18 protein-coding genes are annotated in these 17441 nt (G+C 67.1%); 10 read left to right on the forward strand and 8 right to left on the reverse strand.

What is annotated here, in order from left to right:
• The first annotated feature begins 71 nt into the window (after positions 1–71).
• Positions 72–947, forward strand: coding sequence for a 4-hydroxy-tetrahydrodipicolinate synthase (gene dapA, locus ACAM26_RS08100; RefSeq protein WP_123139821.1), 876 nt, complete (start codon positions 72–74; stop codon positions 945–947).
• Between the two features lie 89 nt (positions 948–1036).
• The gene (bamC, locus tag ACAM26_RS08105) at positions 1037–2218 is read left to right on the forward strand and encodes an outer membrane protein assembly factor BamC (protein ID WP_123139820.1); all 1182 of its coding nucleotides are present in this window, start codon (positions 1037–1039) and stop codon (positions 2216–2218) included.
• 348 nt (positions 2219–2566) lie between these two features.
• Here the strand turns inward: bamC and ACAM26_RS08110 are convergent, their stop codons facing one another.
• Together ACAM26_RS08110 and ACAM26_RS08115 are read right to left on the reverse strand one after the other, a co-directional pair.
• Entirely contained in the window at positions 2567–2860 is a 294-nt protein-coding gene (locus tag ACAM26_RS08110) for a hypothetical protein (RefSeq protein WP_123139819.1), read from the reverse strand.
• 33 nt (positions 2861–2893) lie between these two features.
• Positions 2894–3544 carry an ankyrin repeat domain-containing protein gene (locus tag ACAM26_RS08115; RefSeq protein WP_123139818.1) on the reverse strand — a complete coding sequence of 217 codons (651 nt, stop codon included), beginning with the start codon at positions 3542–3544 and terminating at the stop codon, positions 2894–2896.
• A 98-nt stretch (positions 3545–3642) separates the two neighbouring features.
• Between ACAM26_RS08115 and ACAM26_RS08120 the strand changes: the two genes are divergently transcribed.
• Positions 3643–4023 carry a hypothetical protein gene (locus ACAM26_RS08120; protein ID WP_123139817.1) on the forward strand — a complete coding sequence of 127 codons (381 nt, stop codon included), beginning with the start codon at positions 3643–3645 and terminating at the stop codon, positions 4021–4023.
• Here the strand turns inward: ACAM26_RS08120 and ACAM26_RS08125 are convergent.
• Entirely contained in the window at positions 3996–4577 is a 582-nt protein-coding gene (locus ACAM26_RS08125) for a nucleoside deaminase (RefSeq protein WP_369613409.1), read from the reverse strand. The two genes, ACAM26_RS08120 and ACAM26_RS08125, sit on opposite strands and share 28 nt — an antisense overlap.
• A 163-nt stretch (positions 4578–4740) precedes the next feature.
• Between ACAM26_RS08125 and ACAM26_RS08130 the strand changes: the two genes are divergently transcribed.
• Both ACAM26_RS08130 and ACAM26_RS08135 read left to right on the forward strand, forming a co-directional pair.
• Entirely contained in the window at positions 4741–5328 is a 588-nt protein-coding gene (locus ACAM26_RS08130; RefSeq protein WP_369613410.1) for a YceI family protein, read from the forward strand.
• 161 nt (positions 5329–5489) lie between these two features.
• Complete coding sequence (locus ACAM26_RS08135) at positions 5490–5672, forward strand: hypothetical protein (protein WP_369613411.1); 183 nt, start codon at positions 5490–5492, stop codon at positions 5670–5672.
• 54 nt (positions 5673–5726) lie between these two features.
• Here ACAM26_RS08135 and fabA read toward each other — a convergent pair whose 3' ends face one another.
• Together fabA and ACAM26_RS08145 are read right to left on the reverse strand one after the other, a co-directional pair.
• Positions 5727–6242, reverse strand: coding sequence for a 3-hydroxyacyl-[acyl-carrier-protein] dehydratase FabA (gene fabA / locus ACAM26_RS08140; RefSeq protein ID WP_062276685.1), 516 nt, complete (start codon positions 6240–6242; stop codon positions 5727–5729).
• A 119-nt stretch (positions 6243–6361) separates the two neighbouring features.
• Positions 6362–8086 carry a proline--tRNA ligase gene (locus ACAM26_RS08145; protein WP_234526090.1) on the reverse strand — a complete coding sequence of 575 codons (1725 nt, stop codon included), beginning with the start codon at positions 8084–8086 and terminating at the stop codon, positions 6362–6364.
• Between the two features lie 233 nt (positions 8087–8319).
• Between ACAM26_RS08145 and ACAM26_RS08150 the strand changes: the two genes are divergently transcribed.
• The 4 genes from ACAM26_RS08150 to ilvC all read left to right on the forward strand — a co-directional run bounded on the left by ACAM26_RS08150 (position 8320) and on the right by ilvC (position 12977).
• Entirely contained in the window at positions 8320–9360 is a 1041-nt protein-coding gene (locus tag ACAM26_RS08150) for a PilZ domain-containing protein (protein ID WP_369613412.1), read from the forward strand.
• Positions 9361–9567: 207 nt separating this feature from the next.
• Complete coding sequence (locus tag ACAM26_RS08155; protein WP_123139811.1) at positions 9568–11331, forward strand: acetolactate synthase 3 large subunit; 1764 nt, start codon at positions 9568–9570, stop codon at positions 11329–11331.
• A gap of 31 nt (positions 11332–11362) precedes the next feature.
• The gene (gene ilvN / locus ACAM26_RS08160) at positions 11363–11854 is read left to right on the forward strand and encodes an acetolactate synthase small subunit (protein WP_005220234.1); all 492 of its coding nucleotides are present in this window, start codon (positions 11363–11365) and stop codon (positions 11852–11854) included.
• Positions 11855–11960: 106 nt separating this feature from the next.
• A complete protein-coding gene (ilvC, locus tag ACAM26_RS08165) occupies positions 11961–12977 on the forward strand; it encodes a ketol-acid reductoisomerase (RefSeq protein ID WP_025275104.1) in 1017 nt (338 codons plus the stop codon).
• A 73-nt stretch (positions 12978–13050) separates the two neighbouring features.
• On the opposite strand, the gene ACAM26_RS08170 is transcribed toward ilvC, so the two are convergent.
• On the reverse strand, positions 13051–14502 hold the full coding sequence (locus tag ACAM26_RS08170; protein WP_132230423.1) for a sensor histidine kinase: 1452 nt from the start codon (positions 14500–14502) through the stop codon (positions 13051–13053).
• Positions 14503–14650: 148 nt separating this feature from the next.
• Positions 14651–15571, reverse strand: a complete 921-nt coding sequence (locus ACAM26_RS08175) for a diguanylate cyclase (protein ID WP_369613413.1) — start codon at positions 15569–15571, stop codon at positions 14651–14653.
• Positions 15572–15860: 289 nt separating this feature from the next.
• Here ACAM26_RS08175 and ACAM26_RS08180 point away from each other — a divergent pair, with 289 nt between their 5' ends.
• Positions 15861–16484, forward strand: a complete 624-nt coding sequence (locus ACAM26_RS08180; protein WP_243695653.1) for a response regulator transcription factor — start codon at positions 15861–15863, stop codon at positions 16482–16484.
• Positions 16485–16499: 15 nt separating this feature from the next.
• On the opposite strand, the gene folE is transcribed toward ACAM26_RS08180, so the two are convergent.
• Positions 16500–17138 carry a GTP cyclohydrolase I FolE gene (folE, locus tag ACAM26_RS08185; protein ID WP_123139807.1) on the reverse strand — a complete coding sequence of 213 codons (639 nt, stop codon included), beginning with the start codon at positions 17136–17138 and terminating at the stop codon, positions 16500–16502.
• Between the last annotated feature and the right edge of the window lie 303 nt (positions 17139–17441).

Raw genomic sequence — 17441 nt, forward strand, 5'->3', positions numbered from 1 at the left:
CATGGCGCGCTGGTTGTCTCGACGCGTTCGCGCAAGCTACCATGGCCGCTTTGCTCTAATGGAGTCCACGCATGTTACGCGGCAGCATCGTTGCGTTAGTCACGCCCATGCACGCCGATGGCACGGTCGATGAGGAGAGCCTGGGCGCGCTCATCGACTGGCATGTCGAGTCCGGGACCACGGCGATCGTCGCCGTCGGCACCACCGGCGAGTCGGCCACCCTCGACGAGGATGAGCACTGTGCGGTCATCCGCCGTTGTGTCGAGTTCGCCGCCGGGCGCATCCCCGTCATCGCCGGTACCGGCGCGAACTCGACGCGCGAGGCCATCGCGCTGACCCGTTGCGCCCAGTCGGCCGGGGCCGACGCCGCGCTGCTGGTCACCCCTTACTACAACAAGCCGACGCAGGAAGGGCTCTATCTGCACTTCAAGGCGATCGCCGAGGCGGTCGACCTGCCGCAGATCCTCTACAACGTCCCCGGTCGCACCGCCTGTGACATGCACAGCGATACGGTGGCGCGCCTGGCCACGATCGACAACATCGTCGGCATCAAGGATGCCACCGGAGAGCTCGAGCGGGTGACGGCGTTGCGCGAGGGCTGCGGGCCGGACTTCGCCCTCTACAGCGGCGATGACGCCACCGGTTGCGAGTTCATGCTGCGCGGCGGTGACGGGGTGATCTCGGTGACGACCAACGTCGCCCCGCGCGAGATGCAGGCGATGTGCGCCGCGGCGCTCGCCGGCGAGCGCGAGCAGGCCGTCGCCCTCGATCAGCCTCTCGCCGGTCTGCATGCCGAGTTGTTCGTGCAGTCCAACCCGATCCCGGTAAAATGGGCCGTCTCCGAACTGGGGCGCAGCCCGCGCGGGATCCGGTTGCCGTTGACCTGGCTCTCCGATGAATATCACGGACGTGTCAGGGCCGCCATGGAGCGGGCCGGCATCCTCTGATCGTCACGCCTGGGCCGGGGGAGGGCGCCGCAGCGCTACCCCCGGCCGGCGCCCACACGTCCCCCAACTCCACTGAGAGGTTGCTGACGTTGAGAGCAAGTTTCTGGCTGCCCGGTGTCTGTGCCGTGGCGATCCTGGTCCCCCTGATGGCCGGCTGCAGCATGTCCGCCGTCAACGACGCGCTGCCCGACCAGCGTCTCGCCTACAAAAAGCAGCGCGAGGCCGGCGAGAACCTCGAGGTTCCGCCGGATCTGGTCGGCAGCAGCTTCGACGATGCGCTCGATGTGCCCGGGGTCGTGGCCGGTACCACTACCTATTCCGAATACTCCGGCTCGCGCGCGGCGCGGGCGCGGATCGCTGCCTCGGGGTCCACCGAGGTGCTGCCCGAGGTCGCCGACGTCGAGCTCAAGCGTCGCGGTGACGAGCGCTGGCTCGAGGTCGAGGGTTCGCCGCAGCAGGTGTGGTCGCGGGTCGTCGCCTTCTGGCGCGAGCAGGGGATCCTGCTGCTCGACCAGAACCCCGCCATCGGGGTGATGCGCACCGACTGGCTCGACAACCGCGCCGAGATCCGCAAGGACTTCGTCACCCGCATGCTGAGCAAGGTGGTCGAGGGGGTCTATGCCACCTCGACGCGCGATCAGTACCGGGTGCGCATCGAACGTGGCACCGGCGCCGGCACCACCGATGTCCATCTCAGCCATCGCGGCATGGAGGAGAAGCTGGTCACCAACGCCCTCGGCGACAGTGCCGGGACGGTGTGGGAGCCCAGCGGTCGTGATGCCGGCAAGGAGGCCGAGATGTTGCGCCGGCTGATGATCTATCTCGGTGCCTCGACACAGCGTGCCGCCACGGCGGTCGCCACACGTGGCGATACGGTTGCGCCGCAGCGGGCGCGACTGACCGAGGACGGCGGTGTCCAGGTGCTGGCGATCGACGAGGAGTTCCGTCGCGCCTGGCGCCTGACCGGCTCGGCGCTCGATCGCGCCGGCTTCGCGGTCGAGGATCGCGACCAGAGTCGTGGGCTCTATTACGTTCGCTACGGCGGCGAGGGCGGGCGTGCGGTCGAGGAGGAGGAGAAGCGCGGCATGTTCTCGCGTCTGGCCTTCTGGCGTGGCAAGGGCGACTCGGAGGAGGGGGTGCGTCAGTACCTGATCCAGGTCGAGGGCGATACCCAGAGATCCCGCGTCCGGGTGCTCGACGACAAGGGGCGGATCGACGACTCGGCCAGCGCCGAGCGCATCCTCGGTCTGCTGCAGGCCGAGATCCGCTGACAGCCCTGGCCTCGCCAGTGGCCCGTAGGTTGGGTTGCCGCTTCTTGGCAACCCAACGTCTGCTGCGATGTCCGATCATCGACCTTGACCGCCTGTGCTGAACCGAGGTGGCTCTTGGTGTCAGTTGCCGATGTCGATGTCGGGCTGTCCGTCGATGCGCCCTGGCGAGTTGTCGATGGGGTGATGTCTGGGCAAGCCAGGCCCGACCTGGAAGCCGATGTATCTGGCCCGCCCGTGTCTCCTCGGCGCCCTGGCGATTGGCATCAGCCTTGAGCGATCCGAGGCGGGGCGCAGCTGCTCATGACCAGCGGTTTCAGGTCGGGCGAGGTCCTGGCGGTCCAGCCTCTCTCAGTCCTCGGCCTCGCTCAGCCAGCCTTGCAGCGCGTCGACCAGTGACTGCGCCTGGGCGCGGCTGGAGATGTTGAACTTCGACTGCTGTCGATACTCGCCGCTGCGTTTTTGATAGCGGCGGATGGTGAACTTGTCCGGGCCGTAGCAGTTCTTGGCGCGGTCCCAGTCGCGATAGCGGAAGACGATGGTCGTCCAGCTCCCCTTGGAGAGGATCACCTTGTCGAGTTGCTGCGTGGTTTCGATCCCGTCCTCGACATAGCTGACGGACAGGTCTTCGACCGTTTCGGTCATTGATTGAATCTCCTTGCTGATGATGGACCGCGTTCAGCGGTTTGCGCGCGCACCATTGCGCAGCAGCAATCGCTCGATGGTCCCGGCGTCCGGGCCGATTCCGGGTTGGCGCGCCAGTTCCAGTGGCAGATGGCCCTTGCCGTCGACGCGGTTGACGTCAGCGCCATTGTCGATGAGTCGGGAGACGGCGTCGAGATGGCCGCCGGCGATGGCCAGGTGCAGCGCGGTCCGTCCCTGCGCGTCGGGTTGGTCGATGACCGCGCCCTGTTCGAGCAGGAAGGTATGGACGTCGCGGTCGGCGTTGCCGGTGGCGGCCTGCTCGAGCAACAGCCGTTGGGGATCGAAGGCGGCGCCGGCCTCGATCAGCATCTGTGCGAAGAGGATCTTGCCGTTGGCCAGGGCGACCTCGAGCGGGGTCTGGTCAGCGCCGTTGCGACGTTCGGGGTCGGCGCCGTGTTCGAGCAGAGCGCGACCGATGCTGACCCGATTGGTACGGGCGACGATGTGCAGCGGGTAATCACCGGCGCTGTCGGGGCGGTCGGTCCCGTCCTCCCAGTAGAGGTGGCGCTTGACCTGGTCGAGGTCGCCGATCTCGAGCGCGCGGAACAGGTTGAGCGTCGGCGGTGGCGGTTCGCTACAGGCGCCGAGTACGGCAACGAACAGGATGGGCAGTAAACGATGCATCGGATGATGGGCGAGATCGCCGGCGACAAGGCTCGGTTGATGGTAAGGCCTGCCCTCGGGAAGGCGCAAGCCGTGTGTCAGGACATGGGGGCAGGACGATGATCGGCAAGCTGGTGCTGACCCTGGCGGTGATCGCCGGGGCCTATCTGGTGGTGCGCGCGCGCTGGCGGGGCGACACCGCTCCGGGGATGCGTCCAGGGCTGCCCTCGCGCGCACTGCGCTGGACGGCTGCGGGGCTGGTGGTGGTGATGCTCGGGGCGAGCGGCTTCTATCTGCTGCATGACTGGCAGCGGGGGCGCGAGGTGGTCGAGGTGCGGGTGCTCAATGTCGCCAGCGGCGCCGAGACCCGCTATCTGGCGCGCCGAGGCTCGGTCGAGGGGCGGCGCTTCCGCACCCTCGACGGGATCGAGGTGCGCCTGGCCGACGTCGAGCGGATGCTGCTCGCGCCCGCTCAGGCCGATGTCGCGGCGGGTCCATAACGCACGCCGCCGCCGGCGACATAGGCCTCGAGGACGGCAATCGCGCGTGGGCGCAGCAGGTCGCGGGTGACCGCGATCCCGCGGTGCGCATAGTGCGCCACCCAGTCGGCGGGCTTGTCCCCCTCGTCGAAGCCGATCGCGCGCACGTCGCTGTCGCGAGCCCCGCAGTACAGGGCATCGACCCCGCTCCAGGGGATCGCGCCCATGCACATGGCGCAGGGCTCGGCGCTGCTCACCAGCACGCAGCCGCCGGGACAGGCACGTCCCAGATCATCGTCGCCGAGTCGTTGCTGGGCGCTCGCCAGCGCCAGCATCTCGGCATGGGCGAGCGAGCAGTGGCTGGGGCTGACCCGGTTGACCCCGGCGCCGAGCAGCCGCCCGTCGGCGCGTGCGAATACCGCCGCGCCGAAGGGGCCGCCGCTGCGCTGGCGTACATTGGTCTCGGCCAGGGTGAGCACCAGCGCCATCTGCGCCTCGGGGTCGGGCAGGGGCGTGGCGCGGGACGCGAGCAGTCCGGCCAGCCAGTCGGGGTGGGTGATGTGGATCGCTTGCATGCTCGATGTCTGTGGTGGTGATCGGTCCCGGGAGGGTGACATGGCGCGTGGCGTCGGGACAGCCCGGGGCTTGAATTTCGCCAGCCACCCATAACCTCTCTCCCTGATCGCGCCGCGCCCTGCGGTGCCTGGACCCATGATCCTCTGCATAGGGAGCGTACGAATGCGTCATTTGATCCTTGCCCTGGGCTGTAGTGCCCTGCTTGCCGCGACCCCGGTGCTCGCCGACTGGACCCTTGATCCTGAGCGCTCGCACCTGGCCTTCGTCTCGATCAAGTCCGGTGATGTCGCCGAGATCAACACCTTCGAGGAGGTGCATGGCGTGGTCGGTGAGCAGGGCGATGTCACCGTGACGCTGATGCTCGACAGTGTCGAGACGCTGATCCCGATCCGCAACGAGCGCATGCGCGAGATGCTGTTCGAGACTGCCGATTATCGCGAGGCGCTGCTCGAGGCCAAGGTCGATCCCGAGCAGCTCGCTGCGCTCGAGGTCGGGTCGATGATGCCACTGATCGCCGAGGGACGGCTGTCGCTGCACGGTGAGACCCAGCCGATGACCATCAGCATGCAGGTGGCGCGGCTCGATGAGACCACCCTGATGGTGGCGAGCACGAAGCCGTTGATCGTCGATGCGGAGAAGTTCGGGTTGAGTGACGGTGTGGAGCAACTGCGCGAGATCGCCGGGCTCGAGCGCATCGCCCGGGCGGTGCCGGTGACCTTTGTCGTGACCTTCGTCGCCCAGCCGGAGTGAGTCGGTTCGGCGGGTGCGTGGCTTGACTTGTCCGTGGTGAGTTCGGACACTCGGGGGAACGCGGCCGAGCCGCGCGTCGACAGTGTGTCGGTGCGTGGGGTCAGACCCCGGGGCATGGTGCCCTGGGGCGCGGTCGTGAGCGTGACGAGGTTCGTTCAACCATGAAGTGGTATGCCATCCTGCTGGGTGCTGCGATCGGTGCGATCAGCGGTGTCGCGGTGGGTTATTTCCTGATCCCGCACCTGTTTTCCGGCAACTCCGGCGCCCAGTCGTTCGAGGGTGCGGTGCAGAGTCCTCTGCCCGCAGTCGCCGTGGTCGCGACGGTGCCCGTGCAGCCCGCCTGATTTCATCCTCTCGCCGCCGGACGACGACCGTCGATCCGGCGGCGTGTCAGCCGCTCAGAATCCCTCGGTCGAGGTGAAGAGCCCCACGCGCAGATCCTTGGCGGTGTAGATGGTGCGACCGTCGACCTGGACGATGCCATCACCGATGCCGAGCACCAGCTTGCGCGAGATCACCCGCTTCATGTCGATGTGATAGGTGACCTTGCTCGCCTCGGGCAGCACCTGCCCGGTGAACTTGACCTCGCCGACGCCGAGTGCGCGACCGTGGCCGGGGTTGCCGATCCAGGCCAGATAGAAACCGACCAGCTGCCACAGTGCGTCGAGACCGAGACAGCCGGGCATCACCGGGTCGCCGGGGAAGTGGCACTGGAAGAACCACAGGTCGGGGTTGACGTCGAGTTCGGCGAGGATCTCGCCCTTGCCGTTGGCGCCGCCGAAGTCGGCGATGCGCAGGATGCGATCCATCATCAGCATGTTGGGGACCGGCAGCTGGGCGTTGCCCGGGCCGAACATCTCCCCGCGGCCGCAGGCGAGGAGTTCTTCCCTGTCGAAGGAGGCTTCTTTGGTCATGATCGTGATTCTGCTGTCAGGAATGGGCGGGAGCGACGCCTGTCGTCGGCGTCGCCGCTCGGGGACGGCGCCGGGACGGGCCGTCGGGGACGACGGGGCGCGTTCGCCCCGCCGCCGGATCAGGCGCTCGGCTGCAGCCGCTCGCGGATGAAGTCGACGATGGCATCGACCGCGACGAGCTGCATCTCGGCGTCGCAGCGGCCCTTGTACTCGACCATGCCCTGATCGAGGCCCTTGTCGCCGACGACGATACGGTGCGGGACACCGATCAGCTCCATGTCGGCGAACATGAATCCGGGGCGGGCGTCGCGGTCGTCGAGCAGGACGTCGACACCGGCCTCGCGCAGCGCGTCGTAGAGCTGCTCGACGGTCTCGCGCACCCGGTAGGACTTGCCCATGCGCATCGGCACCAGGGCGACCTCGAAGGGGGCGATGGGCGCCGGCCAGCAGATGCCCTTGTCGTCGTGGTGCTGCTCGATGGCGGCGGCGACCACGCGCGAGACGCCGATGCCGTAGCAGCCCATGGTCATGGCCGTGGCGCGACCGTCCTCGCCGAGCACGGTGGCCTTCATCGTTTCGCTGTACTTGCGTCCGAGCTGGAAGATATGACCGACCTCGATGCCGCGGGCGATGGTGAGGGTGCCCTGGCCATCGGGGCTGGGATCGCCCTCGACCACGTTGCGCAGGTCGGCGACCTCGGGCAGCGCCAAGTCACGCTCCCAGTTGAGCCCGAACCAGTGCTTGCCGTCGCTGTTGGCGCCGGCGGCGAAGTCGGCGGCGACCGCCACCGCGCGGTCGACGACGCAGGGGATCGGCAGCTCGCGCGGGCCGAGCGAGCCGGGGCCGGCGCCGATCGCGGCGCGGATCTCGGCCTCGCTGGCCATGCGCAGCGGGCTGGCGACCTGGGGCAGTTTTTCGGCCTTGATGGCGTTGAGTTCGTGATCGCCACGCACCACCAGCGCGACCAGCTCGGCCTCGCTGTCCTCGGCCGCGGCGACCACCAGGGTCTTGACGGTGCGCTCGATCGGCAGCCCGAAGCCCTCGACCAGATCGGCGATGGTGCGGGTGTCGGGGGTGTCGACCAGGCGCGCCTCCTCGCCCGGTGCGGGGCGCTCGGCGCGTGGCGCCACGGCCTCGGCCAGCTCGACGTTGGCGGCATAGTCGCTGGCATCGGAGAAGGCGATGGCGTCTTCGCCGGAGCTGGCGAGGACGTGGAACTCGTGCGAGGCGCTGCCGCCGATGCTGCCGTTGTCGGCCTGCACCGGGCGGAAGTCGAGCCCGCAGCGGGTGAAGATGCGGCTGTAGGTGGCGTGCATCTCGCGGTAGGTCCGATCGAGCGAGTCGTCGTCGAGATGGAAGGAGTAGGCGTCCTTCATCAGGAACTCGCGCGCACGCATCACCCCGAAGCGGGGACGGATCTCGTCGCGGAACTTGGTCTGGATCTGGTAGAAGTTGACCGGCAGCTGCTTGTAGCTCTTGATCTCGCTGCGCGCCAGATCGGTGATGATCTCCTCGTGGGTCGGGCCGAAGCAGAACTCGCGCTGGTGACGGTCACGCAGTCGCAGCAGCTCCGGGCCGTATTGCTCCCAGCGCCCCGACTCCTGCCACAGCTCGGCCGGCTGCACCGCCGGCATCGAGACCTCGAGTGCGCCGCTGCGGTCCATCTCCTCGCGTACGATGCGCTCGACCTTGCGCAGCACCCGTAGCCCTAGCGGCAGCCAGGTGTAGAGGCCGGCGGCGAGCTTGCGGATCATGCCGGCGCGCAGCATCAGCTGGTGGCTGGCGATCTCGGCATCGGCGGGGGTTTCTTTGACGGTGTGCAGAGGGAATTGGGATGTGCGCATTGGGCAAGGGGCCAGGACGTAAAATACGCGAGTTTAGGGTGCAACGGTGACGAGCACAACGGTGCGCTGGGCTGCCGGGCGGTTGTCTGCGATTGCTTGCCTCCGGCTGGCACCTTGGTCATTGTGTCGAGCTGAACGCGTTCCGCACAGGACGTGCAATCTATAATTGAACGGATAATCATGATGCGCGGTCCTTGTCGAAGGTCGTGCACCGACGCAGCCAGATCCCCCCGATGAGCAAACACGCAGAGTCCAGTTTCCACGAGCGCCGCACCCAGGCACGCATCAGTGCCGAGATCCCCATCAAGGTCAGGCTGCCGGGGCGTGACCAGCCCGTCTCGGCACTCAACCAGGATCTCTCCTGGGGCGGGGCGCGATTCATCGTCAGCGGCAAGTCGCTCGGTGGCCAGCTGCCGACCCGCGAGGCCGGGCCGCTGACGCTGCTGCTGCCCTGGACCGGTGGCGGCCAGATCACCGCCGAGGCCGAACTCGCCCGCGCTCAGCGTCTCGCCGACGGACGCTATCAGGTCGCCGTCCGCTTCCAGAGTCTGTCGCCGCGCAGCCAGGCCCGGCTCGAGAAGCTGCTCAACATGCTCTGTCCCCGCGATGGCATCGACGGGCCGGCGCTGGTGCGCGAACTCAACATCACCATGGCCGATGCCAGCGACATGCGCCACACCCTCAAGCAGGTCGTCAGCGGCGAGGTGACGCTGAGCGCCTTCGAGGTCTATGCGGTGGATCAGAGCATCCGCCTGGTGATCCGTGGCGATGGCGATCTGCCCTCGTTGCGGCTGCGCGCGCGGGTGCGCGAGGTGGCGGCGGCCCGCGCGGCCGATGGCAACTGGCCGGCGCTCTATTCGCTGCGGTTCGCGATCGAGCATCCGCGTCCGATGCTCAAGAAGCTCGTCGAGCTGCTCCTCGAGCAGTTGCCGAGCGACTGGAAGGCCAAGGACTCGAGTTATGCCGAGGCGCCGGACTGGCTGCGTGGCGCGCACCTGGCAAGCCCCAGCGAGGTCCTGCCGCCCTCGACCGATGGCGGCTCGACGCTCGAGATGCGCTATCCCGATGCGCTCAACTATCTGGCACTGGTCTGGGGCGACCCCGAGGCCTTCGATCTGCGTTTCCAGGATCTGATCATCGGGGAGCATGCCGAGCCCGGTGGCTGGCCCGAGGACGCCTGGGAGGAGCTGGGACTGCTGCAGGATGTCCACGATCAGGCCTATGGGGTGCCGAGCGTGCGCGACAACCCGCTGCGCGGCGGGCGGGTGACCTGAATCCCGGCCTGGCTTGACCCCCGTTCGGTATGCCTGTAATTTCGATCCCTTTTCAACCAATTTCACCTGTTCCCTGGTATCGGCCCCGGATCCGTACCGCCCGGCCGCTTCCGGTCGCGGGACGCGTACGCGCTCCGTCGAGTGTCGCAGTATCAAGGTGGGTGATCGGAGGTCGTAGAGGTGACACTGTCAGTGGAGCCGGATGAAATGGGCGCGGACGCGGCCGAGGGGCCGTCTGGACCGCTGTTGAGTGGCGGCGAGATCGTCGTCCAGGCGCTGGCCGACGAGGGCGTCGAGTGCGTATTCGGCTATCCCGGCGGTGCCGTCCTGCACATCTACGATGCACTCTTCCGTCACGGCGCGCTGCGTCACATCCTGGTGCGTCATGAACAGGCCGCGGCCCATGCCGCCGATGGCTATTCCCGCGCCACCGGCAAGTGCGGCGTCTGTCTCGTCACCTCGGGGCCGGGCGCGACCAATGTGGTCACCGGTATCGCCACCGCCTATATGGACTCGATCCCGATGGTGGTGCTCACCGGCCAGGTGCCGACCCCGGTGATCGGCAGCGATGCCTTCCAGGAAGTCGACACCGTCGGCATCACTCGACCCTGCGTCAAGCACAACTTCCTCGTCAAGGATGTCAACGAGCTGGCGCTGACCATCCGCAAGGCCTTCTATATCGCCACTTCGGGGCGGCCCGGGCCGGTGGTGGTCGATATCCCCAAGGATGTCACCGACCCCGGCATCAAGGTGCCCTATGCGTATCCGCGCGAGGTGCGGATGCGCTCCTACAGCCCGATCGAGAAGGGCCATTCGGGGCAGATCCGCCGCGCCGTGGAGCTGATGCGCGCGGCCAAGCGACCGGTGTTCTACACCGGCGGCGGGGTGGTGCTCGGCGAGGCCTCGGGGCAACTCACCGAGCTGGTGCGCGAGTCCGGCTTCCCGATCACCAGCACGCTGATGGGGCTGGGTGCCTATCCGACGAGCGATCGTCAGTTCCTCGGCATGCTCGGTATGCACGGGACCTACGAGGCGAACATGGCGATGCACGAGACCGATGTGCTGATCGCCATCGGTGCGCGCTTCGACGATCGCGTCACCGGCAAGATCGAGCACTTCTGCCCGAATGCCAAGATCATCCATGTCGACGTCGACCCCTCCTCGATCTCCAAGAACGTCAAGGTCGACGTGCCCATCGTCGGTCAGGTCGGCAAGGTGCTCGAGGAGATGCTGCGGCTCTATCGCGAGCAGCCGGCGGTCTCGGGCACCGATACGGCGCTCGCCGCCTGGTGGGAGCAGATCGCACAGTGGCGTGCGCTCGACTGTCTCCAGTACGATCGCACCAGCAGCACGATCAAGCCGCAGTTCGCCATCGAGACCCTGCACAAGGTCACCAAGGGTGATCTCTATCTGACCTCCGATGTCGGTCAGCACCAGATGTTCGCGGCCCAGTTCTACGGTTTCGACAAGCCGCGGCGCTGGATCAACTCCGGCGGGCTCGGCACCATGGGCTTCGGCCTGCCGGCGGCCATCGGCGTCCAGCTCGGTCATCCCGATGCCCAGGTCGCCTGCGTCTCGGGTGAGGCGAGCATCCTGATGTGCATCCAGGAGCTGGCCACCTGCATGCAGTACGGGCTGCCGATCAAGGTGATCCTGCTCAACAACGGCTACATGGGCATGGTGCGCCAGTGGCAGGAGTTCTTCTACGACGGCCGTTACGCGCACTCCTATGTCGACGCGGTGCCCGACTTCGTCAAGCTCGCCGAGAGCTTCGGCCATGTCGGCATGCGCGTGGAGCGCCCGGAGGAGTTGGAGTCGGCGATGCAGGAGGCGTTCGCGATGACCGACAGGTTCGTGTTCCTCGACGTGGTGGTCGATCCCACGGAGAACGTCTATCCGATGATCGCCGCCGGCAAGGGCCAGCACGAGATGCAGCTCTCGCCGAGCCTGTCCGATCGAGAACTGGCCTGAGCGCCGCGCCGACACAAGACGAGAAGATCACATGAGACACATCATCGCCGTGTTGCTGGAGAACGAGGCGGGCGCGCTGTCGCGTGTCGCCGGACTGTTCTCGGCCCGTGGCTACAACATCGAATCCCTGACCGTCGCCCCGACCGACGACCCCACGCTCTCGCGCATGACGCTGGTGACCACCGGCAACGACGACATCGTCGAGCAGATCAAGAAGCAGCTCAACAAGCTCGTCGACACCGTCAAGCTGCTCGATCTCTGCGAAGGCCCGCACATCGAGCGTGAGATGATGTTGGTCAAGGTGCGCGCCGAGCGGCGCGACCGCGAGGAGCTCAAGCGTCTGGTCGACATCTTCCGCGCCAAGATCATCGATGTCACCGACACCAGCTATGTCATCGAACTGACCGGGGCGACCCACAAGCTCGACGCCTTCATCGATACCGTCGCCGAGGAGCTGATCATCGAGGTCGTGCGCTCCGGGCCGACCGGGATCTCCCGTGGCGAGAAGGGTCTGACCATCTAGCCTCCGGTATCCATGTGGCGTCCGGGCGGTATCGCCCGGACGCCTTCCGCTTCCATATCCGTCGCCGCGCGGATATCACCATCCGATAGGATCCACACCCATGAGCATCAACGTTTACTACGACAAAGACGCCGATCTGTCCCTCATCCAGGGCAAGCAGGTCGCCATCATCGGCTATGGCTCGCAGGGCCATGCCCATGCCAACAACCTCAAGGACTCCGGCGTCTCGGTCACCGTCGGTCTGCGCGAGGGTTCGGCCTCGGCGGTCAAGGCGGCCAACGCCGGTCTGGCGGTGAAGTCGATCGAGGAAGCCGTTGCCGGCGCCGACGTGGTGATGGTGCTCGCCCCCGATGAACACCAGGGCGCGCTCTACCGCGACCAGATCGCCCCCAACATCAAGCAGGGTGCGGCGCTCGCCTTCGCCCACGGCTTCAACGTCCACTTCGGCCAGATCGAGCCGCGCGAGGACCTCGACGTCATCATGATCGCGCCCAAGGGCCCCGGTCACCTGGTGCGCTCGACCTACACCCAGGGCGGCGGCGTGCCGAGCCTGATCGCCGTCTACCAGGACGCCACCGGTCAGGCCCGCGACATCGCCATGGCCTATGCCTCGGCCAACGGCGGTGGCCGTGCCGGCATCATCGAGACCAGCTTCCGCGAGGAGTGCGAGACCGACCTCTTCGGTGAGCAGGCAGTGCTCTGCGGCGGTCTGGTGTCGCTGATCCAGAACGGTTTCGAGACCCTGGTCGAGGCCGGCTACGCCCCCGAGATGGCCTACTTCGAGTGCCTCCACGAGGTCAAGCTGATCGTCGACCTGATCTACGAGGGCGGCATCGCCAACATGCGCTACTCGATCTCCAACACCGCCGAGTACGGTGACCTCACCCGTGGTCCGCGCGTCGTCAACGCCGAGTCCAAGGCCGAGATGAAGCGTGTGCTCGAGGAGATCCAGTCGGGTCAGTTCGCCAAGGAGTTCATCCTCGAGAACCAGGCCGGTGCCTCCTCGCTCAAGGCCCTGCGTCGCATCGGCGCCGAGCACCAGATCGAGGAAGTGGGCGAGCGTCTGCGCGAGATGATGCCCTGGATCCGCGAGCAGAAGCTGGTCGACAAGACCCGCAACTGATCGCCCCCCGTCGGGGCCGGCCATCCTGGTCGGTCCCGCTCGCGTCCGTGCCCGTCAGGGCGCGGGCGGCCCCTCATCCCGGACGTTCGTCCAGCGCATCCGCGAGCAAGGCTCGTGGTGGCACCTCCATCCTGATCTTCATGCCATCCGCTGCCAGCCGCAGCTCTCCGCCGAGTGCCTGCAACCGCAGCTCGAGCATCTGGCCGAGCGTGGTGCGCGGCAGGTCGGCTGCGCTGCCGGGGGCGGCGATGTCGAGGATGATCGACAACCCCTCGTCCGCCCTCGTGGTGAAGCGGATCCGTGCCAGCGGATAGTGCTCGAGCAGCGCCTGCAGGCTGTCGAAGAGCAGGATGCGGGTTGCCCCAGCGACCACCGGTGGTCCGGCATCGAGTTCGAGCAGTGGCGGTTCGCCGCCGCTGGCGCTGGACCGTACCTCGCGGGTCAAGGCCTCGGCGAGACCGAACTCGTGCAGCAGTGGGGGGCTGAGTCGGGCGCAGACGCCGCGCATCGAGTCGATCGCGTGATCGATCAGCTGGTGGACACGCCGCAGTGTCTCGCGTGAGGCATCGTCGCTGTCGCGCGCGAGACGTTGGGTGGTGAGTGCGGCCGCGGTGAGCAGCTGCATCGGGTCGTCGTGCAGGGTGCGGGCGAGTCGGTGGGCGGTGCGCCCGTACGCCACCCGCTCCTCGTCGAAGTGCCGAGCCAGGCCGATCCTCGCCGTGGTCGTCTCGACCTGCAACCGCAGCTGGTTGATCGCCAGCGGCAACGCGCCGCCGATCAGTACCAGCACGGCCTGATAGAGCGGGGTCAGCGTCGGTGAGCCGAGCGCGCCGGCCAGCACCAGCGCGAGCAGCTCGAGTCCGCACAGCATCGCCAGCGCCGCTCGTGGGCCCAGTGCGAGGCCGAAGGCGGCCGCCAGCGGCAGTGCGAGCAGGACGAGGAGTGGCAGCAGCGCGGCGATGCCGTGATCGCTCAACGGCGCGCTCAACAACGCCAGCAGCAGCGCCAGCCCGAGGGTGGTGCGGGCCGTATCCTGTGCCGGCGGTGGTGGCGTGGGATGGTGTTCAGGGTGTTGACGCAACGAGAGCAGGGCGGCGGTGACCAGCAGGGAGACGAAGATGGCCCCGCCCTGGCCGGGTTCGGCGGTCAGGGTGTCGGGCTGGATCAGGCTCTGTGCGGCGATGGCGGCCAGCGCCGTGGCGGCAATCGCCAGCAAGGCATTGAGCGAGGGTTCGAGCATCAACCGCCGGCGCGCCAGATAGTGCCCGAGCAGGCCATAGAGGGGCAGGGGCAGCAGTGCCGTAGCCAGCTGGCGGGTGGCGGCCTCTTCTGGCCAGGCGGTCAGGGCGTAGATCAGAGTGGCGGTGATGGGGAGCAGGAGGGCCTGCAGGCCGCCGAGCATCACCGCAGCCAGGGTCAGGGCGGCCTCCGGTGCGCAGAGCGATGCAACGGGCCAGCCCGGTACCTGCTGCAGCAGGATCCAAAGCGGGATGTAACTCAGCGCCAGGAACAACAGCGCGCGCACGATCGTTCTCCTGGAAACGGCAGACGCCCCGGGGCGCGTCGTTGCCCCGTCATCGCATCTTGGATGAACGCGCGATGACAGGACGCGTGGAGCGGTTAGGATAGAAGAAGCGCGGTCAAAAGGCGATCGCCGACGGGAGGGCGTCGGCTCAGCTGACCAGGATGGTCGGTGGGCGATGTCGCTCGGTACAGCTACGCTCGCCGTGGTCGAGCAGTGTCGCCGGACAGATTGCGTCCTCGGGATAGCAGGCGAAGCCGATGCGCGGGCTGGGTCGGTGCTGGCCGCCGGCGGACTCGACGGGTTGGGACAGGGTGGTGCGCAGGCGCTCGACCACGCGCTCGACCTTGTCCACACCGGTGATCTCGCTCAGCAGCAGGGCCAGCCGGCTGGCGCCGAACCGGGCCAGGCGGTCCTGACGGCGACGCCCGTGCTGCAGCCGCTGGATGCAGGCCTGCATCATCGTCTCGGTGTGCGCCGGGTTGGCGTGGTGTCTGCCCAGGGCGATGTCGATCACCAACAGCGCGCAGGAGCGGTTGAGTCGGCGGTGCTGTTGCAGCGCGCGATCGAGCTGGTCGATGAGGTGTGGGCGCTCGACCTCGGGGCAGTGATCACAGCCATCGTCACGACGCGGTGCCGGACGCAGGACCAGGGTATAGCCGCCGCTGGCACCACTGCGCGCCGGCAGGATGCGACCGTCGAGAGGGAAGAGCGCGCCGTCCTGATGCTGGCCGAGCAGCCCAGCCTGGCCCAGGTCGATGCCGTCGGGGTGCGGGCTGGTGTCGACCTGCTGCAGCAGGTCGCTGAGACGCTGCTGACTCTGGTGCGCGACCAGGTGCTTCCAGGAGTTGCCGCGCAGCGCCTCGGGCGAGTGGCCGAACAGGGGCTCGACGCCATGATCGCAGATCACGATCTGCTCCTGTGCGTCGATGCAGACGAGCACCTCGGGCGTGGTGTTCGGGATCCTGGGCGCATGATGGGGCGTGGGACCGGAGGCATGCAGCACGGTGGTGTAGGGCGGCGTGCCGACTTGCCCTGGATGCTGATCGAAATGGAAGTCGGGCGAGTTCATCTTCGAATGGTGTTTTGCTGCACGTGTGGACGTTGATCTCCGCCTGGCGCGGGTTGGCGCCAGACTGCGGTCGTCCGCCGTGCCAGGCCGTGTGCCGGGGCTGGACGGACCGATGAAGTCGAGCTTCATTGTCCCAGTGCAACGATGGCGCTAAGATCAGGGATCCCCTGATGCCGGCATCAGGGGATCATCTCGATCGAGTTCCCCCTGTCAGGGGCGATCCTCACGCAACGTGTCTTGATCGGTGGCGTATCTCCAAGTGAACGAGCCTGTAAAACGCATTCTGATCGTGGATGACCATCCGCTGGTTCGGGCCGGTCTGGCGAGTCTGATCGCCGCCGAACCGGATCTGGAGGTCTGTGGCGAGGCCGAGACGCTACGCGAGGGGTTGCAGTTGGTGCGCGACCTCACCCCGAACCTGACCGTCGTCGATCTTTCGCTCGAGGACGGCAACGGTCTGGAGCTGATCAAGCGGCTCAGAACCCATGATGCGGAGATCCGCATCCTGGTCTGCTCGGTGCACGAGGAGGCGTTGTTCGCCGAGCGTGCCATCGGTGCCGGGGCGCTTGGCTACATCAACAAGCACAAGGGCATCGACGAGGTGATCGCCGCGGTCCGCCAGACCCTGGCCGGGCGCATCTATCTCAGCGCCGACATGCAGCAGCGCTTCGTCGAGGGATTCGCGCAGAAGCGTGTGCCGGCACAGTCCCCGGTCGAACTGCTCACCGACCGCGAGCTGCAGGTGTTCATCCTCATCGGCGAGGGGGTGTCGAATGGCCGTATGGCCGAGCGGCTGCACCTCAGCGTCAAGACCATCGAAACCCATCGCGAGAAGATCAAGCGCAAGCTGCAGCTGTCCTCGGCTGCCGAACTGATGCGTTACGCGGTGCAGTGGCAGCTCGAGCAGGGTTGATCGAAAGGGGCTGAATCAGCCGCGCACGAAGGACATGAACTCGGCGCGGGTGCGCGGGTCGCTCTCGAAGGCGCCGCGCATTGCGCTCGACACCGTGGTGCTGCGCTGCTTCTGGACCCCGCGCATCATCATGCAGGTGTGACTGGCCTCCATCACCACCGCCACGCCATGGGCGCCGAGATGCTCCATCAAGGCATCCGCCACCTGGTTGGTCAGACGCTCCTGCACCTGCAACCGGCGCGCGAAGACATCGACGACGCGGGCGATCTTGCTCAGTCCCACCACCTTGCCGTTGGGCAGGTAGCCGACGTGGGCATGGCCGAAGAAGGGCAGCATGTGATGTTCGCACATCGAATAGAACTCGATGTCGCGCACGATCACCATCTCCTTGGCATCCTCCTCGAACAGCGCCTTCTTGATGATCTCCTCGGCCGACATCTGGTAGCCGCTGGTGAGGAAGTCGAGCGCCTTGGCCACGCGCAGCGGGGTACGCTTGAGGCCTTCGCGCTCGGCGTCCTCGCCGAGCGCGTCGAGCATCTCGCGCACCAGCCCCTCCTTGCGCGGGTCATAGACCTCCGCCTCCGACTCGGCCTCGAAGCTGGTGGCGTAGTGACTGTGGGTGACGATCTTCGGGGCTCTCGCTTGTTCTGCCATCTGGATGCCTGGTCCATTGCTGATATAGAAGATATGGGCGGACGGAGGCCTGAGGCGCGCCCGCTTCAGATCGGACAATGGGGGTCGAGGGGGGAGAACGGAATAGTCTGGCGGTGCGCGTAAGGGTCATACACGGGGCGTTTGTGGAAACACGATCCGGTGTCGGTTAACATAACGGTCCGTTTCTTCTCAAAATCCAAAGATCTGCGGACGAAAGGCCATGAGTGCTCAGCCGATCGGTCCAGCCAGTCTCCTCGCCTCCTGCGCCGCTCGCGGTGCGGTCCGTTCCGGGGTCACGAGCCG

The sequence above is a fragment of the Marichromatium sp. PS1 genome (genome assembly GCF_041155115.1).
Lineage (GTDB): Bacteria > Pseudomonadota > Gammaproteobacteria > Chromatiales > Chromatiaceae > Marichromatium > Marichromatium gracile.

Bases quoted from the DNA above. Each gene is read 5' to 3' on its own strand.
- ACAM26_RS08120 (WP_123139817.1), top strand. From the start codon at position 3,643: ATGATCGGCAAGCTGGTGCTGACCCTGGCGGTGATCGCCGGGGCCTAT.
- ACAM26_RS08130 (WP_369613410.1), top strand. From the start codon at position 4,741: ATGCGTCATTTGATCCTTGCCCTGGGCTGTAGTGCCCTGCTTGCCGCG.
- ACAM26_RS08135 (WP_369613411.1), top strand. From the start codon at position 5,490: ATGAAGTGGTATGCCATCCTGCTGGGTGCTGCGATCGGTGCGATCAGC.
- dapA (WP_123139821.1), top strand. From the start codon at position 72: ATGTTACGCGGCAGCATCGTTGCGTTAGTCACGCCCATGCACGCCGAT.
- ilvN (WP_005220234.1), top strand. From the start codon at position 11,363: ATGAGACACATCATCGCCGTGTTGCTGGAGAACGAGGCGGGCGCGCTG.
- ACAM26_RS08150 (WP_369613412.1), top strand. From the start codon at position 8,320: ATGAGCAAACACGCAGAGTCCAGTTTCCACGAGCGCCGCACCCAGGCA.
- ACAM26_RS08125 (WP_369613409.1), bottom strand. From the start codon at position 4,577: ATGCAAGCGATCCACATCACCCACCCCGACTGGCTGGCCGGACTGCTC.
- ACAM26_RS08115 (WP_123139818.1), bottom strand. From the start codon at position 3,544: ATGCATCGTTTACTGCCCATCCTGTTCGTTGCCGTACTCGGCGCCTGT.
- ACAM26_RS08110 (WP_123139819.1), bottom strand. From the start codon at position 2,860: ATGACCGAAACGGTCGAAGACCTGTCCGTCAGCTATGTCGAGGACGGG.
- ACAM26_RS08145 (WP_234526090.1), bottom strand. From the start codon at position 8,086: ATGCGCACATCCCAATTCCCTCTGCACACCGTCAAAGAAACCCCCGCC.
- ACAM26_RS08155 (WP_123139811.1), top strand. From the start codon at position 9,568: ATGGGCGCGGACGCGGCCGAGGGGCCGTCTGGACCGCTGTTGAGTGGC.
- fabA (WP_062276685.1), bottom strand. From the start codon at position 6,242: ATGACCAAAGAAGCCTCCTTCGACAGGGAAGAACTCCTCGCCTGCGGC.
- folE (WP_123139807.1), bottom strand. From the start codon at position 17,138: ATGGCAGAACAAGCGAGAGCCCCGAAGATCGTCACCCACAGTCACTAC.
- ACAM26_RS08175 (WP_369613413.1), bottom strand. From the start codon at position 15,571: ATGAACTCGCCCGACTTCCATTTCGATCAGCATCCAGGGCAAGTCGGC.